The following is a 20,044-nucleotide window of genomic DNA, read 5'->3' as shown; positions in this document are numbered from 1 at the left end:
TTTTTCGTTAAGCGTTGTGCAGCTGGGTCATCGGTGCGCATGCAACTGCTGAAACCGTGGCCTCAGTCGTTTATTATCAAACACTAACAGCATTTTTCTAAGGTCTGGCTACAGGTGGCAAAGCAGGTTCCCGAACGCAGCAGCAAGCCCGCAGAGGGCAAACCGTCGGCGCGCAAGGCGGCGGTGGCGGACAATCCGCGGCGGCAGAAGCTCTGGCGCGATCTGGCGTTGATCGCGGTAGCGCCGTTGCTGCTGTATCTGCTGGCCAGCCTGTTCACCTATTCGGCGACCGACCCGGGCTGGTCGCGCACCGGTAATCTGATTGCGCCCATCCACAACATGGGCGGCCGGTTCGGCGCGCTGGCGGCCGACGTGCTGCTGCAGTTGTTCGGCTATGTGGCCTTCCTGCTCCCGGTGTTATTGGGGGCGGTCGCGTGGATCGCCCTGATCGGCGAGCGCGAGGAGCAAAGCCAGAGCGACCTGGGTCCGGCGCTGCGCCTGGTCGGCATGGTGGGCTTCCTGATTTCATCGACCGGCTTCCTGCACCTGCGCCTGTTCCAGGGCGAAGTGGCCGAGGCCGGCGGCATCCTGGGCAAGTTGGTGGCCGGCTCGCTCAGCTCCGGCTTCGGCGCCTTGGGCGCGAACCTGTTCGTGCTGGTGCTGCTGCTGGTGTCGATCACCCTGGCCACCGGTTTGTCGTGGTTTGCGGTGATGGAGCGCATCGGCAAATGGGTGCTGGCGCTGGGGCCGCTAATGCAGCGCAAGACCCATCAGGCCACCGAGTGGCAGCAGACCCGGGTGATGCGCGAGGAACGCGAGGAAGTGCGCAAGGTCGATGCGGTCAAGCAGGCCAAGCGCGAACCGGTGAAGATCGAGCCGCCGCCGGCACCGGTGGTGGAAAAAAGCGAGCGCGCCAAGCGCGATACCCAGATCCCGATGTTCCAGGGCGTCAGCACCGACGGTTCGGACCTGCCGCCGCTGGCGCTGCTGGACGACCCCAAGCCACAGGCCAAGGGCTATTCGGAAGAAACCCTGGAAACGCTGTCGCGGCAGATCGAGTTCAAGCTCAAGGATTTCCGCATCGAAGCGCAGGTGGTCGGGGCCTATCCGGGCCCGGTGATCACCCGCTTCGAAATCGAGCCGGCACCGGGTATCAAGGTCAGCCAGATCAGCTCGCTGGACAAGGACATCGCGCGCGGGTTGTCGGTGAAGTCGGTGCGTGTGGTGGACGTGATTCCCGGCAAGTCGGTGATTGGCCTGGAAATTCCCAACGTCAGCCGCGAGATGATCTTCCTCTCCGAGTTGCTGCGCTCCAAGGAATACGACAAGTCGGCCAGCCCGCTGACGCTGGCCCTGGGCAAGGACATTGCCGGCCGGCCGACCGTGGCCGATCTGGCGCGCATGCCGCATTTGCTGGTCGCCGGTACCACCGGCTCGGGCAAGTCGGTGGCGGTCAATGCGATGGTGCTGAGCCTGTTGTTCAAGGCTTCGCACAAGGAACTGCGCATGCTGATGATCGACCCGAAGATGCTCGAACTGAGCGTCTATCAGGGCATCCCGCATTTGCTGGCGCCCGTGGTCACCGACATGAAGGAGGCCGCCAACGGCCTGCGCTGGTGCGTGGCCGAAATGGAGCGTCGCTACAAACTGATGAGCGCGGTGGGCGTGCGTAACCTTGCCGGCTTCAATAAGAAGATCAAGGACGCCATCGACGCCGGTCAGCCGATGATGGACCCGCTGTTCAAGCCGAACCCGGAACTGGGCGAAGCGCCACGGCCGTTGGAGACATTGCCGTTCATCGTCATCTTCATCGACGAATTCGCCGACATGATGATGATTGTCGGCAAGAAGGTAGAAGAACTCATCGCCCGCCTGGCGCAGAAGGCACGCGCAGCCGGCATCCATTTGATCCTGGCCACGCAGCGGCCGTCGGTGGACGTGATTACCGGGTTGATCAAGGCCAATATCCCGACCCGCGTGGCGTTCCAGGTCAGTTCCAAGATCGACTCGCGCACCATCCTCGACCAATCCGGGGCCGAGGCGCTGCTGGGTAACGGCGACATGCTGTATCTGCCGCCGGGCACCGCATTGCCGGACCGCGTGCATGGCGCGTTCGTCAGCGACGAAGAAGTGCATCGCGTGGTCGAACATCTCAAGGCCAGCGGGCCGGTGTCCTACGTCGAAGGCGTGCTGGACGAAGTGCAGACCATGGGCGATGGCACCGTGGTTGGTGCGACCGGCTTGCCGGAAAGCAGTGGCGGCGGTGGCGACGAATCCGACCCCTTGTACGACGAAGCCTTGCGCATCGTCACCGAGACCCGGCGTGCGTCGATCTCTGGCGTGCAGCGGCGTTTGAAGATCGGCTACAACCGCGCCGCACGTCTGATCGAAGCGATGGAAGCGGCCGGCGTGGTCAGCCCGCCCGAGCACAACGGCGACCGCACCGTGTTGGCGCCGCCGCCGCCGAAGTAAGTGCCTGCGGTATCGGTGCACGCTGCCGGATGTGTTACTGATTGACGAAGGCTACCGCGTGCATCAATGCGGCATTGTTGGAAGTCCGTGCCTGTCATTGCCGGGCACAACGGCTACCCTGTGCGTGAGGGCCGCGCCGGCCGCCGTGATCGAGACCCATGTTGCATCGTCCCTTGTTGTTGCTCGTGCTGTTCATCTGCGTACCGTTGCTCGCCCAGGCCCAGGCCGAGCAAAGGCCCGCGCCCACAGCTGCTGTGGCGCGCACGCAGGCCGACACCAACTACAGCTTCGTGCGCTACCGCGCCGACTATGAAGTGCGTGCCGATGCCAGCAGCGTGGAGACCGACGAGTACGAGATTCTGCTCAACACCAAATCGGCGGTGGAGCAGTTCAGTCAGGTCCGGCTGAGCTACAGCGAAAAGATGGAAACGCTGGAAGTGCTGCAGGCGTATACCGTCACGGCCGAAGGGCTGCGCCAGGATGTGGCGGCCGACAAGATCTACACCCAGGAAAGCTATTCCAGCGCCTCGGCGGCGATGTATGCCGACCGCAAGGTCAAGGTGGTGGTGTTCCCGAATCTGGCGCCGGGCGCGCGCATTGTCTACCGGGTGCGGCGCGCGCAGAACACGCCGTATTTTCCCGGCTACTTCAGCTTGTGGGAGACCTTCAGCGTGTTCGCGCAGTACGACGACGCGGTGGTCACGCTGGTCGCGCCGAAGTCGCTGCCGATGCATCTTTCCGCGCGCGGGCTGCAGGGCAGCAACAAGCCGGTAGTGCGTGGCGACCAGGCACGCTGGGAGTGGCGCTACCAGCGCACCGCGCCGATGAAAAACCAGAACTGGAGCGCGGCCACCTGGGAGTTCAGCCCCACCTTGATGGCCAGCACCTTCGATAGCTGGTCGCAGATGGGCCTGGCGTATCACGTAAAAGGCGGGCGCGCGGCTGCGGTGACGCCGGCGATCCAGGCGCTGGCCGATGAGGTGACCCGCGGCATCGACGCACCGCGTGCGCAGGCAGCCGCGTTGTATGCCTGGGTCGCGCGCAACATCCGCTATGTCGCGGTGTATCTGGGCAATGGCGGGCTGGAACCCAACAGTGCAGGCAGCATCCTGGCCAACCATTACGGTGATTGCAAAGACCACACCGTGATTTTGGAAGCGCTGCTTGCGGCCAAGGGCATTGCCAGCACGCCGGTGCTGATCGGCGCCGAGGGCGGGCCGACGCTGCCGGACATTCCGGTGCTGGGCCGCTTCAATCACGCCATCACTTACATTCCCGCGTTCGATCTGTATGTCGATTCGACCAACCCATATGCGCGCTTCGGCCAGTTGCCCGCCGGCGATCTCGATGCGCCGGTGGTGCATACGCGTGACGGCAAGGTCACGCAGACGCCGCCGAACGACCGCAAGGTCAATCGCTATGTTGCCCGCACCGAATACCGATTCGCGCCGCAAGGGGGCCTGCAGGGCATGACCACGCTCGACAGCGGGCAGACCGGCGAAGTGGGCTTGCGCGCGATGTTCGTGCAGCTCAATGCGCAGAATCGCAACCGCATCGAAGAGTCGATCCTTGCGCAGTCCGGTTTCGACGGCACCGGCGATCTGCTGATCCAGGGCGACCCGCTGGATCTGGATGCGCCATTCAATTATCGCTACACCTTCCAGGCCAAGGATGCGGTGGATTTTTCCGTGGTCGGCGGCATGACCTTGCCGGACATGCCGGGTGCCGAATCGATCCGCGCGATCTACACCACCACCTCGGCCGAAGACAATCTGACCCCGTTCTACTGCAACGACAGCGTGCGCGAAGAGACCTATGTGGTGAGCTTTCCCGACACGGTGCCGATCATCGCCATCCCGCGCAGCAGTACCTTTCGCAATGCCGCTGGCGAATATGTGGTCGATTGGAAACGCGATGGGCAGACGGTAACCGCCGTGCATCGCCTGCAGCGCGCCGCCGTGCGTGGGCCGCACGCGTTGTGCCAGCCGCAGGATTACCGCGCGTTCCGCGAGTTGTACCAGCAGGTGCGGCGCGGCTTTCGCGGGCAGATCGTGTATGGCGATTTGTCCAAGGTGCAGACCGCGCACTGAGCCAAATCGCCGCGCACGCGCCGCCATCTGAACATCCCGTGCAATAGCGCTCGCCCATTCATCTATGAAGTATCAGAATCCACGCATGTCCTTCTGGAAGACCGCGATGCATCGCCAGCTCCGTTATGCCGTCCTTGCCACTGCTCTGTTCGCCAGCACCGCTATTGCCGGGGCGCGCCAGGAGCTGGACACCTTCACGCGTGGCTTGAAGGGGCTGGATGGACAGTTCAGCCAGCGCGTCACCGATGCGAATGGCAAGGTCAAGGAAAATTCGAGCGGGCGGGTTGCCTTGGCAACCCCGCGTCAGTTCCGTTGGGAATATGCCAAGCCCTACAAGCAGCTGATCGTGGCCGATGGGAAGAAGGTGTGGGTGTTCGACCCGGATCTGGAGCAGGTCACCGTGCGCGCACAAGGCAGCGAAGAACAGAACAGCCCGCTGGTCGCATTGATCAACCCGGCACTTCTGGACAAAAAGTACGACGTCAGTGAAGAAGCCGCGCCGCGCGACGGGCTGCAATGGTTGTCGTTGACGCCCAAGGTGGACACCGACGCCAGCTTCCAGATGGCTTCGTTGGGATTCGGCAAAGATGGCCTGGCCAAGATGGAAGTGGTGGATGCAGTCGGCCAGCGTACCGCGATCAGCTTCAGCGGTTGGAAGCGCAACCCGGCCTTTGCGGCAGACACCTTCCGTTACACGCCAGCCAAGGGCGTGGATGTGGTGGGCGACGCGCAGTAAGCGCATCCGTGGGATGCCCGGCAGGACGGCGTGGCGTAGCGATCGGTCGTTGCGTCCACGAGCGCAGCAGTTGTTATGACGCGACCGGAACCGCGCCGTTAGGGCAACGCCGGCAGCGCTACGGGACTGGCTCGTAGGGAATCCATTGACCGACCGTCCGCATCGCTTCGGCGGATTGGTTGGTCTGGCGTTTGACGAAGAAATCGATTCCGCGTTCGCGTTGGCGTTTTCCCTTTTCGCGCAAGATCAGGATGGTCGGTTCCCAGATGCTTGGGTTGCTGATCAGCTCATCGAAGGCGCGATCGGCTTCCGCCGCTTGCGCTTCGCATCCGGCGACCCGCAATAGCTGGGACTGCGCGCGCAATGCGTCCAGACGTGGCGCGGCTTCTGCCTGCAACACCCAGTCCACGATCAGCGAGGCGAATTTGTTGTCTTGCATATGGATGCGGACCCGGTCGACGAAGTCCTGCAACTGTCGCTCGGCCACCATGTAGAGCCGCTGGTCGTCGACCTTGCCTTGCAGTTTGGAGATTCCGTAGTGGGTCCATAACTGCCAGTTGCGTTTTACTTCGCGTTCGAACGATGCGACGTCGAAGAATTCGAAGCCACGATCGGTGCGTACAGGATCGATTTCGTTATTGAACATCCACAAGGTGGAGAACGTGTTGCTGCCGGCCGAGTGCACTTCTCTGCTATAGCCGAGATCGAGCGCGGCCATGGAGAGACGCGCGATGGGGTTAGGCGGCGCATTGCCAGTGCTTGGCTGCGTCCACTGCTGTGCGACGAGACTGGCCGATGCGCGCCCTGCGATCTCTACCCTGGATTGCGCACTCGAATCTTTAAGTACCATCGTCATGTAGCCTTCGATCGGCGTCTGCGTACGGGAAGTTTCCCGTCGTGCTTTGAGGCCGAGCGAAGCCCCCAGGGTCGCGCGACGCGGTCGGCCGTCCATGTTTCCCACCCTCACGCCTGCGGCGACGCTGACGCTGGATTCGGTGGTCGAGGAGTTGCGCTCGGCATGGCCGATCAGGCCGACTGTGATGCTGGGGTGGTGTGCCAGCAACTCCGCCAGAAAATCGCGCTCGGTCAGCTGGGCTGTATCGCCGCCGGATTGCTCGGCCAGTTGCAGCAGGTGTTCAAACATGGCCAGGAATTGCGCGCGTTGCTCCAATTCCTGGCCTTTGCCTCGCCGTGGCACGCGGATCTGCACGCCATGTTCGACGCCCGATTCCTTTTTGATGCGCCAGTCGGCTGCTCCGGTGATACCCACCGGTGCCCGTTCTGTGCCCGGCAGCAACACGCCCGCATTAATGCCCGTACTGGCCTGGAACTGACGTGCCTTCTGCTGTCCTATCTGCAGCGACAGCCCGGTCCGGCCCATGTAAATCTCCACCGAGCGATCAGAACTGATTTGACCGCCTGCGGACAGTCTCAGTCCCAGCCCGCTGGGGATGATGGCAAGCGCGGCCGACAGCGGCGTCGTATTGAGCCCGATCACCCGCTGCTCGGTGATCCGCAGCTTATCGCGCCATTCCAATCGTTCCATCACGTTGCGCAGGCAGGCAAATAGCGCACGTGGCGACCTGACGCGGGATGTGTCGCCCTCATGCAAAAAGCGGCTGGCGTTACCAACGGCCTGATGAAAGTTGTTGCGCGCGACCGAAGCCAGTTCCTTACCCAAGTGCGCTGCGCCGTCCGGTGTGTCGATCGGCTGTACGGGGTGGTCGAGCAGGGCGCGTTGGATCAGGCGCAGCGTTTCCGGCAGGCGCACGCGGCCGGTACGTAGCGCAACCCAGGCAGACGCGATCGCCGGATGGCACGCTGCCGGTTGCCGATCATCGGTCGTGCTCAGCGAAGCAGTCACCGAGTCCTGCAGCTCCAGAGCGCGCTGTTCGATCTCGGCCAACACCTTGGCAGTGAAAATCAGGTCGGTCGCATTCTGCTCGTGCGGGAGCCACTGCACGTATTCCGACAGCGCCTGCATCGCCAGCTCATCCTGCGACGGCAACTGCCCACAGGCCGATTGAGTGTGGCGACGCGCAACGAGCCAACTGGTCAAGTGGCCGGCCGCTTCGCGAAAAGCGTCGTTGGCACGCCGCACAGCAGTCGGCAGTGCTTCAGATGCGCCGACCTTCATTCCTAGCTTGAGCGCATTGAAGGGGTTGAGGGCGCGCTTGCCCCGCGTTTCGCCGCCCGCTACCGCCCACTGCGCAAACATCTGCAGGCTTGCGTTGACGCGCGCATAGGGCGAACCAGCCCGGGTGGTTTCATAACCGTTGCGGAAGGCATGGAATGCGCTGCGCTGGGCATCCGTTGCAGACTGCAGGCCCTGCAGCGGCGTTGCACCATGCACGGCATGCCGCGCTCCCATTTGCGCATCGGCCAACCAGGCGCGTTCGGCCTGTTCTGCGTCCGGCGTCAGTGCAAGCCGGTGGCTGGCGCGCAGATAGACCTGCGCTGCTTCCAGCCACTCCCTAGCTGGGGATGTGGGTTGTTCGCGCAGAGTGTGCAACAGAACCTGCATGCCGCGCGGAACGCTGGCCAACAAGCCGACGCAGGTGGTGACGGCCTCCATCGGCGGGACCGCCTCAGCAGCGTTGGAGACCTGTGGTGGCGGAATCAGCTCGCGCAACTGCACCTCGCCCAGGCGTTGCAGCACGTTGGCCGCTGCCGTAGCGTCGCCCTCGCTGGCGATCGATAACGCCTGAAGGGCGATGTTCAATGCGTCGACTGGCTGCAAGGCGTCGGTCCCGAATGCAGCGCTGCGGCCCTGCAGACCGCCAGCCCAGGTGCGAAGGATCTGTCGACTCATCGGGCCGATCGTGTCTTCGCGAAAGCCGGGCAGTGCATCGAGCAGGGCCGCCATGGCGTCGGCGACGCTATCGTCAGGTGCGCGCTGAGCCTCATTGGCCGGCGGCTGCGCGGCTGCAGTTTCCACCGCGCGCTGCATGTCGCCGTTCGCTGCTTCCAGCGCGCTGACTGTTTGTTCGTGCTGCCACAACTCCTTTGTGTTGACACGCGACGAGTGCTGCGCTTGCTGCAGTTTTGCCTCGACCTGGGCGAGGCGCTCCTGTAGGCGCCGCGCATTCCGCTGGCAGCGCTCGGCATGCACGCGTTGCAGGGACAGCATCTGTTCGTCGCGCACCAGCTGAGTGCGCAGCACCTGCATTTCTTGTCTTTGCTCTGCGGCAAGGTGAGACGCAAGCGTGCGAGGTGCCGGCGCACTGGCAGAACTGCTTGCTTGCTCCGACTGCAACGCATCGCGCGCTTGTGCATACGCGCTCTGTAACTGCTCGATCTGCGCATTCGTACGCGCGAGTGCTTGTTCTGCTTGTGCTGCCTGCGCCGAGCCGCGGCCGAAGAAGACCGCCTTGGCCTGCGCATGGCCGCGCGCGCGCGCGTCCTGCAATGCATTTTCGAGGCGAGTGCAGGTGAGCTGCAGTGGTGAGGAATCGGCGCCCTGATGCGTGATGACCGAGGATGGGGACGCCTGGGCCATGACAGCGCGCGCCTGCGGATCGACCGGTCGCGCATGCAACGCGGCGTGTGCGGAGAGAATCTTCGACTCAAGATCGCGTATCGCGGCCGACACCCCATCGGTTTCCACATTGCATCCATGCAGCTGTTGCAGCAGCTCGGCGCGTTCGCGCGTCAGCCCGCTGATGCTGTCGCTGAGATTGGCGGCGCGCCGGGCTCTCAGTGCCAGCTGCTCGCGTGCGGCCTCTAGCGTCTGTGCATGTGCGTACTTCAATTCGTCACAGCGACGCCGGGAAATCCGTGCGGCCAAGTCGTGATTGGATTGTTCCAGCCGGCATATCAACGCTCCATTGAGATCCTGGGTGGCATTGGGCGGCGACAGCGCTGCTTGCGGAGGACGTGCGGCACTGGCGTCGCTGTCCGATGGATCGGCTGGCCGGTTCCGTTCGCACTGCGCCGAGGAATAGCGCAGTAGCGTCGCATGTGGTTCGGGCTTGCCACTCCTCAGGCCCAGTAGCTCCGCGGCCTTCCCGAAGGGCCGCAGGAGCGTGTGTCTGCGCTTGGGAGCTGCTTTCAATCCGGGCTCGACAACGCTCGCCTGCGACGCTTGCTCAAGCAGCGTCGCGGACCAAGCCAGCGGATCGTCCTGTGCCTGGATCAGTTCTGCTTCGAACGCAAGTGGATCGGGCGTCGCCAGTTTGTTGTGCGTCTGCCGCCTTGCCGAATGTTTGGATGGATGCGAGATGGTCTCGGCCATTCCTGGAAGGCAAGCGGCGATGGCGGAGGGGCGGAGCGGAATACGGGGCATGGTGGACTCCGTGCGCGGATCGAGTCGCTGGCACTTGCGCCGCTTGCGGCCGATGCCAGGTGCATGCAAGCGATGCATGTGGTCACTGGTTACTTAATAACAGTATTGCGCTGCGCGTTCGTGGCGTTGCAGCTGCGCGAAGTGGTCGCTTGGAAAGAGAATGTCAGCGTCTGCCCGCGATGGTTGAACACTGCGTTGTGGAACGTCCACCAGTCGCAGGCGTTAGAATGAAGCGTGAGCAAACACACACTTCCCGACTCGGTTACGCCTGATCTGTTGCATGTCGATCGCAGCGCCATGGGGCCGTTGGCAGAGCGCATGCGGCCGCGCACGCTGGACGAAATGGTGGGGCAGAAGCGCTTGCTGGCTCCGGACAGCGCATTGCGCCGTGCGGTCGAATCCGGTCGCGTGCATTCGATGATCCTGTGGGGCCCGCCTGGCTGCGGCAAGACCACACTGGCCTTGTTGCTGGCGCACTATGCAGATGCCGAATTCAAGGCAATTTCGGCGGTGCTTTCGGGCTTGCCGGAAGTACGCCAGGTGCTGGCCGAGGCCGCACAACGTTTTGCCGGCGGCCGCCGCACGGTGTTGTTCGTCGATGAGGTACATCGCTTCAACAAGGCGCAGCAAGATGCGTTCTTGCCGCATATCGAGCGCGGCACGATTCTGTTCGTCGGCGCGACCACTGAAAACCCTTCCTTCGAATTGAACTCCGCGTTGCTGTCGCGCTGCCGCGTGCATGTGCTGGAAGGCGTGTCGCCGCAGGACATTGTCGAAGCCTTGCAACGTGCCTTGCACGATGCAGAGCGCGGTTTGGGCCAGCAAACGATCCAGGTCAGCGAGGCGTCGCTGCTGGAAATCGCCAGCGCCGCCGATGGCGATGTGCGCCGGGCACTGACGCTGCTGGAAATTGCTGCGGAACTGGCGATGGGCGAGGGTGGCGAGATCACACCGCGAACCCTGCTGCAGGTGCTGGCCGACCGCACGCGCCGCTTCGACAAGAACGGCGAGCAGTTTTACGACCAGATTTCGGCACTGCATAAATCCGTACGCAGTTCCAACCCGGATGCGGCGCTGTACTGGCTGACGCGCATGCTCGATGGCGGTTGCGACCCGGCGTATCTGGCGCGGCGGCTGACCCGCATGGCGATCGAGGATATCGGCCTGGCCGATCCGCGCGCGCAGAGCATGGCGCTGGAAGCGTGGGACATCTACGAGCGCCTCGGTAGCCCGGAAGGCGAGCTGGCCTTCGCACAGCTGGTGCTGTACCTGGCCAGCACCGCCAAATCCAACGCCGGCTACGCGGCCTTCAATCAGGCCAAGGCCGAAGTGCGTGCCACCGGCACGCAAGAGGTGCCACTGCACCTACGCAACGCACCGACCAAGCTGATGAAGACGCTGGGTTACGGCCAGGACTATCAATACGACCATGATGCCGAAGGCGGCATCGCGCTGGATCAGACCGGCTTCCCGGATGCGATGGGCGAGCGCGTGTACTACAACCCGGTGCCGCGCGGGATGGAGATCAAGCTGAAAGAAAAGCTCGATCGGCTGCGCGAGGCCCGCGCGCGGGCGCGGGCTGACAAGGCCGGCAAACCCACGGCATAATCGCCCGTACAGGAGATGGCATTCCTCCTTGAACCGCACGCACCTCGCGCGCTGATGATGCCTGCCCACCCCCCGCCGGGGCGGCAGGTCTGTGCCCCGGCATCGCTCTTGACTCAGGATGGATGACGCCGATGTTGCACGCTATTTCTTCCAAGACGCTTCCCGATTGCGGGGTTCGCGCATGAACGCACCGGTGTGGTGGCAACAGCTATTGCTGGCGATGACCGGCGGCGCGCTGGGTTCCGGTCTGCGTTTTGCGATTGGTGCATCGCTGATCCAGCGCTTCGGTACCAGCTTTCCGTGGGGAACGCTGACGGTGAACCTGGTCGGTTCATTCGTCGCCGGTGTGTTGTTGGTCTGGCTGGATGCCCGCGGACCATCGAGCTGGCCGCTGCGGGCCTTGTTGATCGTCGGCGTGATCGGCGGACTGACCACGTTTTCGTCGCTGATGATGGAGTGCCTGGTGTTCGCGCGCACCGATCGCTCGACGATGATCGGCATCTATCTGGCGGTGACCTTACTGGCGGGACTGGCGCTGGTCTTTGCGGGTGCGCGTACCGGTCAATGGTTGGTGGCGCGCTGAGCGCAGCTGCTTAATTGCTGTTGCGTGTGGCGGCTGCATCCGCAGTCGTGTGCGCGTTCGAAATCGATAGTTTCAGATGCTGCAGCGACGGTGCCGGTGCATCAGGAAAGAACGCGTAGCGCTTCCAGAGGGCGTGTTCTGTGTCGGGCTGTCCGATACAATTTCGGTGAAACGTTGTCGACCAATACCGAAAGGGCGTGCTTGCGCACGCCCTTTCGGTAAGACCATTGCGATGCAAGTGGCTGAAAAACTCGTAGCCGCAGGCCTTGCACGCCTCAAGCAACAGCTTGCAGCACCAGATCGACCCGGAAGGGCGATCCAGTCACGCAAGGCGCCTTACAGCGCTTCGATGATGCCAGCCGCGCCCATGCCGGTGCCGATGCACATGGTGACCATGCCGTACTTCTGCTGACGACGACGCAGGCCGTGCACCAGCGTGGCCGCACGGATTGCGCCGGTCGCGCCGAGCGGGTGGCCGAGCGCGATGGCGCCACCCAGCGGGTTGACCTTGGACGGATCCAGTTCGCTGTCGCGAATCACCGCCAACGCCTGTGCGGCGAAAGCTTCGTTGAGCTCGATCCAGTCGATCTGGTCTTTGGTCAGGCCGGCCTGCTTGAGTGCCTTGGGAATGGCGGCGATCGGGCCGATGCCCATCACTTCCGGGCGCACACCGGCGACCGAGAAGCTGACGAAACGGGCCAGCGGGGTCAGGCCGTAATCCTTGATCGCCTGCTCGGAGGCCAACAGCACCGCACCTGCGCCATCGCTCATCTGCGACGAGTTACCGGCCGTGACGCTGCCACCGAACTGGCCATTACGGAACACCGGGCGCAGCTTGGCCAGGCCTTCGAGCGAGCTGTCCGGACGCGGGCCTTCGTCGGTATCGACCAGGCGCTTGCGCAGCGCGATGACGTTACCGGCCAGGTCGGGCTGATGCGAGTGGATTTCGTACGGAGTGATTTCGTCGCGGAACTCGCCAGCGGCGATTGCGGCGATGGCCTTCTGATGCGACGCCAGCGCGAAGGCATCCTGATCTTCGCGCGACACCTTCCACTCTTCTGCAACCTTCTCGGCGGTGATGCCCATGCCATAGGCAATGGCGACATGGTCGTCGGCGAACACGCTCGGCGACATCGCGACCTTGTTGCCCATCATCGGCACCATTGACATCGACTCGGTACCGCCGGCCAGCATCAGATCGGCATTGCCCAGACGGATCTGGTCGGCCGCCATGGCGATTGCCTGGATGCCGGACGAACAGAACCGGTTAATGGTCTGGCCGGCCACCGAATTCGGCAGGCCTGCCAGCAGCACGCCGATGCGCGCCACGTTCATGCCTTGCTCGCCCTCGGGCATGGCGCAACCGATGATCGCGTCGTCGATACGCGATAGATCGATGCCCGGCGCCTGCGCGACCACTGCGCGCAAGACGTGCGCCAGCATGTCGTCGGGACGGGTATTGCGGAACACGCCTTTCGGCGCCTTGCCCACTGGCGTACGCGTGGCGGCAACGATGTAGGCTTCTTGGATCTGCTTGCTCATGGCTATCTCCGATTGCCGGGATTGGGGATTCGGGATTTGGGATTCGTCAATGCCAATCCCGATGTCCGAATGGTCCAACCCGGCGGATAAATTTGGTGGAAGCGAAGGTCGTGCAGGGCTGGGGAATCGCCGTCGCGAATCCCCACTCCCGAATCACCAACCTCAGTTCCTCAACGGCTTCCCCGTCTTGAGCATGTGCCCAATCCGCGCCTGGGTCTTTTCCTGCTGGGCCAGTTCGACGAAGTGCTTGCGCTCCAGCTTGAGCAGCCATTCTTCGTCCACCAACGCGCCGCGATCGACTTCGCCGCCGCACATCACCGTGGCGATGCGGGTGGCGATTTCATAGTCGTATTCGCTGATGAAACGGCCTTCCAGCATGTTGACCAACAGCATTTTGAAGGTGGCAACGCCGACGTCGCCGGCGACCTGGATGCGGCGTGCCGGCAGCGGGGCGCGGTAGCCGCCCTCGGCCAATGCGCGCGCTTCGGCCTTGGCGATGTGCAGCGCCTCAAAGCTGTTGAACACGACCTTGTCGGTGGCACGCAGCAGGCCCAGTTCCTGGGCGTTGACCGCCGAGTTGGAGACCTTGGCCATTGCAACGGTTTCGAAGGTCTTCTTCAGCTCGGCGAACACATCGCCGCCCGGACCTGCGGCAATCGACGCACGCACCGCGATTTCCTTCAAGCCGCCGCCGGCCGGCAGCAAACCGACGCCGGCTTCGACCAGGCCGATGTAGCTTTCCAGCGAGGCGACGGTCTTGGCGCTGTGCATCTGGAATTCGCAACCGCCGCCCAGCGCCAGACCGCGCACGGCTGAAATCACCGGCACCTGCGCGTACTTGATGCGCTGGCTGGTGGCCTGGAAGTTGGCGACCAGCGCTTCGAACGCATCGACCTTGCCGGCCTGCAGCAGGCCAAGCGCGCCGGCCAGATCGGCACCGGCGGAGAAGGGCTCCTTCTGCTGCCAGATCACCAGACCAGCGAAGTCCTTCTCGGCGCGTCCAACGACTTCCTGCAAGCCGTTGAGCACGTGGTCGGAGACGGTGTTCATCTTGGTCTTGAAGCTGACCACCGCAATATCGTCGCCGTCATGCCACATGCGCACGCCGTCGTTTTCGAACACGGTTTCGCCCGGCGAGAACTGCTCGCCCAGCAACGGATCGGGGAAGCGCTGACGCTTGTACACCGGCAATGCCGAACGCGGCAGCTTGGCATCGCGCGCGGGGCTGTACGACCCTTCGGCGCCATGCACGCCACCACGGCCATCGAACACCCAGTTCGGCAGCGGCGCGCTGCTCATGCTCTTGCCATTGGAAATGTCTTCGGCAATCCACTGCGCCACCTGCTTCCAGCCGGCGGCCTGCCAGGTTTCGAACGGGCCCAGCGACCAGCCGTAGCCCCAGCGGATCGCCAGATCCACATCGCGTGCGGTCTCGGCGATATCGGCCAGATGGAAGGCGCTGTAGTGGAACAGGTCGCGGAACGTCGCCCACAGGAACTGCGCCTGCGGGTGCTGGCTTTCGCGCAGCTTGGCGAACTTTTCCGCCGGGTTCTTGACCTTGAGGATCTCGACCACTTCCGGTGCGGCAGTGCGATCGGCGGCGCGGTAATCCTGCTTCTGCAGGTCCAGCACCACGATGTCCTTGCCGACCTTGCGGAAGATGCCGGTGCCGACCTTCTGGCCGAGCGCGCCCTTGGCGATCAGCGCATCCAGCCACTTCGGCGATGTGAAGTACTGATGCCACGGGTCGTCCGGCAACGTGTCGCCCATGGTCTTGATCACGTGCGCCATGGTGTCCAGGCCGACCACGTCCGAGGTGCGATAGGTGGCCGACTTCGGGCGACCGACCAGCGGGCCGGTTAGCGCATCGACTTCATCGAAGCCCAGGCCGAATTCCTGCGTGTGGTGGATGGTGGACAGGATCGAGAACACACCGATGCGGTTACCAATGAAGTTCGGCGTGTCCTTGGCATACACAACGCCCTTGCCGAGCGTGGTGACCAGGAACGCTTCCAAACCTTCGAGCACAGCCTTGTCGGTGCCCTTGGCCGGGATCAACTCGGCCAGGTGCATGTAGCGCGGCGGGTTGAAGAAGTGCACGCCGCAGAACCGGTGACGCAGCTGTTCCGGCAGCACATCCGACAATTTGTTGATGCCCAGGCCCGAGGTATTGGAGGCCAGCACCGCATGCTCGGAGACGAACGGGGCGATCTTCTTGTACAGGTCCTGCTTCCAGTCCATACGCTCGGCAATTGCTTCGATGATCAGATCGCAATCGCGCAGTTGTTCCAGACCACTCTCGTAGTTGGCCGGCGTGATCGCCTCGGCCAGCGCCTTGCTGGCGAGCGGGGCAGGGCTCAGCTTGCCGAGATTGGCAATCGCCTTGAGCACGATGCCGTCGGCCGGGCCTTCGTTGGCAGGCAGGTCGAACAGCACGGTATCGACACCGGCATTGGTGAGGTGGGCGGCGATCTGCGCGCCCATGACGCCGGCACCGAGCACGGCGGCACGACGGACTAGCAACGGATTGGACATAGCGACAAGCCTCTTGTGGAACGTTTACGGTGTGGAATGAGCACGGAAACCGGGTTCCGCGAAACGAATGAGTTCGCGCGCGGCACGCGCACGGTGGTCGGCCTCGCTGACGCCCGGCGGGCGCTTGATGAGACCGAAATCGGCCATGGCATAGGTCAGCGCGCCGGCGAGAAAATCCAGTCGCCAGTAAAGCTCTTCCTTGCTCAGGCCGGGCACGCAGCCGGCGATGGCTTTGCCGAATTCGCGCAACACATGGCCGTAGTGGTCGGACAGGAACTTGCGCAAGTTGTCGTTCTTTTCTGCGTAGGCGCGTGCGATCACGCGCACGAACGCGCCACCGTTCTGGCGGTTCTGCGCCATTGCCAGCGCAGGCTCAACGAACGCAGCGAGCACGGCCGTGAGCTCGCCCGGCTGCGACTTCTTCGCCGCTTCCAGCTGCTGCAACCGCGCAGCGGTCATCTCGTCCATGCGCCGACGAAACACTTCGTTTACCAGATTTTCCTTGGAGCCGAAGTGGTAATTGACCGCCGCGATATTGACGTCAGCCTGGGTGGTGAGCTGGCGCAGCGAGGTGCCGGCGAACCCGTGCTGGGCGAACAGCTCCTCGGCCGCACCGAGAATGCGGTCTTTCGTGGAGAAGTGGGCGGGCTTGGACATGCGCGGGGACAGGGCTCAATCAAACGATTGTTTGAGTTTACGGCCACGGTTGCTTGCAGGTCATGCCGCAACGCAACACGATTCAGGGGCTGGCGTGCAAATGGATCTGCGAGGGGATAGAATTGACCATCGCAAAGAAGCCTAAGCCCGCGTTTTGACGCGGGTTTTTTTCATGATAACCTCGGGCCTTCAGTGGCCCGCCCAACGGAGAACTTCCTATGGCGCTGGAGCGCACCCTGTCCATCATCAAGCCTGACGCCGTCGCCAAGAACGTCATCGGTGAAATCTACAGCCGCTTCGAGAAGGCTGGCCTGAAGGTTGTGGCCGCCAAGTACAAGCAGCTGTCGCGCCGTGAAGCCGAGGGCTTCTACGCCGTGCACCGCGAGCGTCCGTTCTTCAACGCGCTGGTGGAATTCATGATCTCCGGCCCAGTGATGATCCAGGCGCTGGAAGGCGAGAACGCCGTTGCTGCACACCGTGACCTGCTGGGCGCGACCAATCCTAAGGACGCTGCGCCGGGCACCATCCGCGCCGACTTCGCCGATTCGATCGATGCCAATGCCGCCCACGGCTCGGATTCGGTCGAGAACGCTGCCAACGAAGTCGCGTATTTCTTTGCTGCCACCGAAGTGGTCTCGCGCTGAGGCCGAATGAGTCGAATCGTGAATGAGGTCGTGATCCCCTCCGTGTTGCAGGACGTTCCCGTCCGCACCTCGGAACCGCGCAAGCAGAACCTGCTCGACCTCGATCGCGAGGGTCTGGAGCGCTTCTTCGCCGACACGCTCGGCGAGGCGCGTTACCGTGCCCATCAGGTGATGAAGTGGATACACCATCGCTACGTCACCGATTTCGACCAGATGACGGACCTCGGCAAGGCGCTGCGTGCGAAGTTGCACCAGCACGCCGAGGTTCTCGTGCCGAATGTCGTGTTCGACAAGCCTTCGACCGACGGCACCCACAAATGGCTGCTGGCCATGGGTGCCGACGGCAAGAACGCCATCGAAACCGTGTATATCCCCGACAAGGGCCGTGGCACGCTGTGCGTGTCCTCCCAGGTAGGCTGCGGCTTGAACTGCACCTTCTGTTCAACCGCCACCCAGGGCTTCAACCGCAACCTCACCACTGCTGAAATTGTCGGCCAGGTGTGGGTGGCAGCACGCCATCTTGGCAATGTGCCGCACCAGCAGCGCCGTCTCACCAACGTGGTGATGATGGGCATGGGCGAGCCACTGATGAATTTCGACAATGTCGTGCGCGCGATGAGCGTGATGCGCGACGACCTTGGCTATGGCCTAGCCAGCAAGCGGGTGACTTTGTCGACCTCGGGCTTGGTGCCGATGATCGACCGGCTGTCCACCGAAAGCGACGTGTCGCTGGCGGTGTCGCTGCACGCGGCCAATGATGCGCTGCGTGAAAGCCTGGTGCCGTTGAACAAGAAATACCCGATCGCCGAGTTGATGGAATCGTGCGCACGCTATCTGCGCGGCAGCAAGAAGCGCGATTCGGTGACCTTCGAATACACCTTGATGAAGGGCATCAACGACCAGCCGGAGCATGCGCGCCAGCTGGCCAGGCTGATGCGGCAGTTCGACAATGCCGTGCAGTCCAAGGACGCCGGCAAGGTCAATCTGATTCCATTCAATCCGTTCCCGGGCACACGCTATGAGCGCTCGGGCGAGACGGAGATTCGCGCGTTTCAGAAAATCCTGCTCGATGCGCAGGTGCTGACGATGGTTCGCCGCACCCGTGGCGACGACATCGACGCCGCATGCGGGCAGCTCAAGGGTCAGGTCATGGACCGTACCCGTCGCCAGGCGGAGTTCCGCCGCACATTGGAAGGGCAGGCCGATCGAGATGCGGCAGCGTGAACTCGCGTTAATGGCGGCTGTGGCGATCGCGCTGTGCGCGGTCGGCTGCGGTGGGCGTAATGCCAAGGCAGGGTCGGTCAAGACCGTGGAAGAGGTCTCGCCGGTGTATTCATTCCGCGACAGCTCTGAGACCAAGAGCCGTCTGGCGGTTCAGGAGAAACTCGGCCTTGCCCGTAATCGCCTGCAGACCGGCGATTACGCCAGTGCCGAAGAACAGGTGCGTGCCGCCCTGAAAAAGGACGCGCAATCGGTGGATGCCATCGGCTTGCTGGCCTTGATTCAGGGCGCCAAGGGCGACACAGCAGCTGCTGGTGCGTCGTACCGGCGCGCTGCAGAACTCGCGCCGCAGCGCGGCGACGTTCTGAATAACTACGGCGCCTGGTTGTGTGCGAATGGTTCGCCCGCCGAAGCATTGACTTGGTTTGATCGTGCATTGGCTGATCGCACGTACGCGTCTCCCGCGTCTGCACTCGGAAATGCTGGCGGTTGCGCGATCAAGGCAGGGCAGCCCGAGCGCGCTGCGGGCGATCTGCGCAAAGCGCTCGATTTAGACCCGGATAATCCGTATGCGCTCGAATCAATGGCGCGCCTGGAAGCGGCGCGTCGCAATTATTTCGAAGCTCGCGCTTTTATCGAACGACGTCTTTCGGCTGCACCGGCAACTGCTTCCGTGTTACAACTCGCCATTCAGATTGAGCAAGGGCTAGGCGACAAGGTAGCTGCCGGCCGTTACCAACAGCGGTTGGTCAAGGAATTCCCTGACGCAGCGACCGCTACTCCCGGGGCCAATGCATTGTGATCAGTGATTCCAACCCGAACCTTTTCGAGCAGGAAAAGGGCTGCGGACAGCATTTGCGCGAAGCGCGCGAGGCAGCAGGTCTGAGCGTGGACGACGTGGCCGGCAAGCTGCGCATGCCAGGGCATGTAGTGCGTTCGTTGGAGCAGGAAGACTGGCCGCGTCTGGGCGCGCCGGTGTTCGTGCGCGGGCAGCTGCGTAGCTATGCGCGCTTACTGCAGGTCGACCTGGAGCCGCTCCTGCAGCAGGCAACCATCGCGCCGATCGAACCGGTCAAGCTGGTCAGTCACACCCATACGCCACGTGCGCGCCGCATTCTCGAAAGTACAGCGCGTAAGGCCATGTACGTGGTCATCACTGGCGTGTTCGCGGTGCCGGTCTGGTACGCGACGCGCTCGCATCTGGACGGCAAGGCGCCAAGCACGGTGTCGTTGGACAGCATGCCGGAGGCTACAAAGTCCGCTGCGCCAGGCACTCCTGCAGCCCAGCCGGCCCCCGCGCCGCGCGAGCAGCCAGCGCCGTATATCGCATCGATGACCCCGGTGCCACGTGCCACCGCCGATGCCCAGGCGCCTGCCGCGGCAGCTGCTCCGGGCGCCAGTTTGTCATTGAATTTCAGCGGCGACAGTTGGGTGCAGATTCTGGCACCGGATGGCAGCGCGGTCGAAAAAGCACTGATACGCGCCGGCGAACGTCGCACATATTCGCCGGGCCAGGTGGGGCGCATCGTGCTTGGCAATGCGTCGGCGGTACAGGTTCAGCAAGGCGGCAGTATCGTCGATGTGAAACCGTTCCAGCGCGCTAACGTGGCCCGTTTTGCGGTATCCTCCGACGGCTCCGTGGTACCTGCTTCCGAGTGAAGCGGACTGCGG

General features: G+C 63.3%; 13 protein-coding genes and 1 riboswitch. Of the genes, 9 read left to right on the top strand and 4 right to left on the bottom strand.

Translation table 11 applies throughout. The features are described 5' to 3' along the window. Positions 1 to 114: 114 nt before the first annotated feature. From NX05_RS10805 to lolA, 3 genes are all read left to right on the top strand, one after another. Positions 115 to 2,472, top strand: a complete 2,358-nt coding sequence (locus NX05_RS10805) for a DNA translocase FtsK (RefSeq protein ID WP_010380806.1) — start codon at positions 115 to 117, stop codon at positions 2,470 to 2,472. A 158-nt stretch (positions 2,473 to 2,630) separates the two neighbouring features. After that, the gene (locus tag NX05_RS10800; RefSeq protein ID WP_039437971.1) at positions 2,631 to 4,562 is read left to right on the top strand and encodes a DUF3857 domain-containing transglutaminase family protein; all 1,932 of its coding nucleotides are present in this window, start codon (positions 2,631 to 2,633) and stop codon (positions 4,560 to 4,562) included. A 64-nt stretch (positions 4,563 to 4,626) separates the two neighbouring features. Next, entirely contained in the window at positions 4,627 to 5,298 is a 672-nt protein-coding gene (lolA, locus tag NX05_RS10795; RefSeq protein ID WP_017116064.1) for an outer membrane lipoprotein periplasmic chaperone LolA, read from the top strand. Between the two features lie 118 nt (positions 5,299 to 5,416). Here lolA and xopZ read toward each other — a convergent pair whose 3' ends face one another. Continuing rightward, complete coding sequence (gene xopZ / locus NX05_RS10790) at positions 5,417 to 9,583, bottom strand: XopZ family type III secretion system effector (protein WP_039438103.1); 4,167 nt, start codon at positions 9,581 to 9,583, stop codon at positions 5,417 to 5,419. A 234-nt stretch (positions 9,584 to 9,817) separates the two neighbouring features. On the opposite strand from xopZ, the gene NX05_RS10785 reads away from it, so the two are divergent. Together NX05_RS10785 and crcB are read left to right on the top strand one after the other, a co-directional pair. Further along, on the top strand, positions 9,818 to 11,191 hold the full coding sequence (locus NX05_RS10785; RefSeq protein WP_039437968.1) for a replication-associated recombination protein A: 1,374 nt from the start codon (positions 9,818 to 9,820) through the stop codon (positions 11,189 to 11,191). Positions 11,192 to 11,193: 2 nt separating this feature from the next. Next, positions 11,194 to 11,262: riboswitch (Fluoride riboswitch) on the top strand. A gap of 110 nt (positions 11,263 to 11,372) precedes the next feature. Continuing rightward, positions 11,373 to 11,774, top strand: a complete 402-nt coding sequence (crcB, locus tag NX05_RS10780) for a fluoride efflux transporter CrcB (RefSeq protein WP_026112875.1) — start codon at positions 11,373 to 11,375, stop codon at positions 11,772 to 11,774. A gap of 336 nt (positions 11,775 to 12,110) precedes the next feature. Here crcB and NX05_RS10775 read toward each other — a convergent pair whose 3' ends face one another. The 3 genes from NX05_RS10775 to NX05_RS10765 form a co-directional block, all read right to left on the bottom strand. Further along, positions 12,111 to 13,316, bottom strand: coding sequence for an acetyl-CoA C-acyltransferase (locus NX05_RS10775; protein WP_039437965.1), 1,206 nt, complete (start codon positions 13,314 to 13,316; stop codon positions 12,111 to 12,113). A gap of 162 nt (positions 13,317 to 13,478) precedes the next feature. Then, the gene (locus NX05_RS10770) at positions 13,479 to 15,851 is read right to left on the bottom strand and encodes a 3-hydroxyacyl-CoA dehydrogenase/enoyl-CoA hydratase family protein (RefSeq protein WP_039437963.1); all 2,373 of its coding nucleotides are present in this window, start codon (positions 15,849 to 15,851) and stop codon (positions 13,479 to 13,481) included. 24 nt (positions 15,852 to 15,875) lie between these two features. Beyond that, entirely contained in the window at positions 15,876 to 16,508 is a 633-nt protein-coding gene (locus tag NX05_RS10765; RefSeq protein WP_039437960.1) for a TetR/AcrR family transcriptional regulator, read from the bottom strand. A 218-nt stretch (positions 16,509 to 16,726) separates the two neighbouring features. Between NX05_RS10765 and ndk the strand changes: the two genes are divergently transcribed. The 4 genes from ndk to NX05_RS10745 are packed head-to-tail and all read left to right on the top strand — an operon-like array spanning position 16,727 to position 20,032. Further along, on the top strand, positions 16,727 to 17,152 hold the full coding sequence (gene ndk, locus NX05_RS10760) for a nucleoside-diphosphate kinase (RefSeq protein WP_002812972.1): 426 nt from the start codon (positions 16,727 to 16,729) through the stop codon (positions 17,150 to 17,152). Between the two features lie 18 nt (positions 17,153 to 17,170). Next, positions 17,171 to 18,376, top strand: coding sequence for a dual-specificity RNA methyltransferase RlmN (rlmN, locus tag NX05_RS10755; RefSeq protein WP_039438101.1), 1,206 nt, complete (start codon positions 17,171 to 17,173; stop codon positions 18,374 to 18,376). A gap of 10 nt (positions 18,377 to 18,386) precedes the next feature. Further along, a complete protein-coding gene (pilW, locus tag NX05_RS10750) occupies positions 18,387 to 19,175 on the top strand; it encodes a type IV pilus biogenesis/stability protein PilW (RefSeq protein WP_039437957.1) in 789 nt (262 codons plus the stop codon). Continuing rightward, positions 19,172 to 20,032 carry a helix-turn-helix domain-containing protein gene (locus NX05_RS10745; RefSeq protein WP_039437953.1) on the top strand — a complete coding sequence of 287 codons (861 nt, stop codon included), beginning with the start codon at positions 19,172 to 19,174 and terminating at the stop codon, positions 20,030 to 20,032. The genes pilW and NX05_RS10745 overlap by 4 nt, the downstream gene beginning before the upstream one ends. Positions 20,033 to 20,044 lie beyond the last annotated feature (12 nt).

This window comes from Xanthomonas vasicola (genome assembly GCF_000772705.2).
In the GTDB taxonomy this organism is placed as follows: Bacteria; Pseudomonadota; Gammaproteobacteria; order Xanthomonadales; family Xanthomonadaceae; genus Xanthomonas; species Xanthomonas vasicola.
The sequence above is the reverse complement of the archived record's forward strand: the minus strand, read 5'-3'. Positions and strand labels throughout refer to the sequence as shown.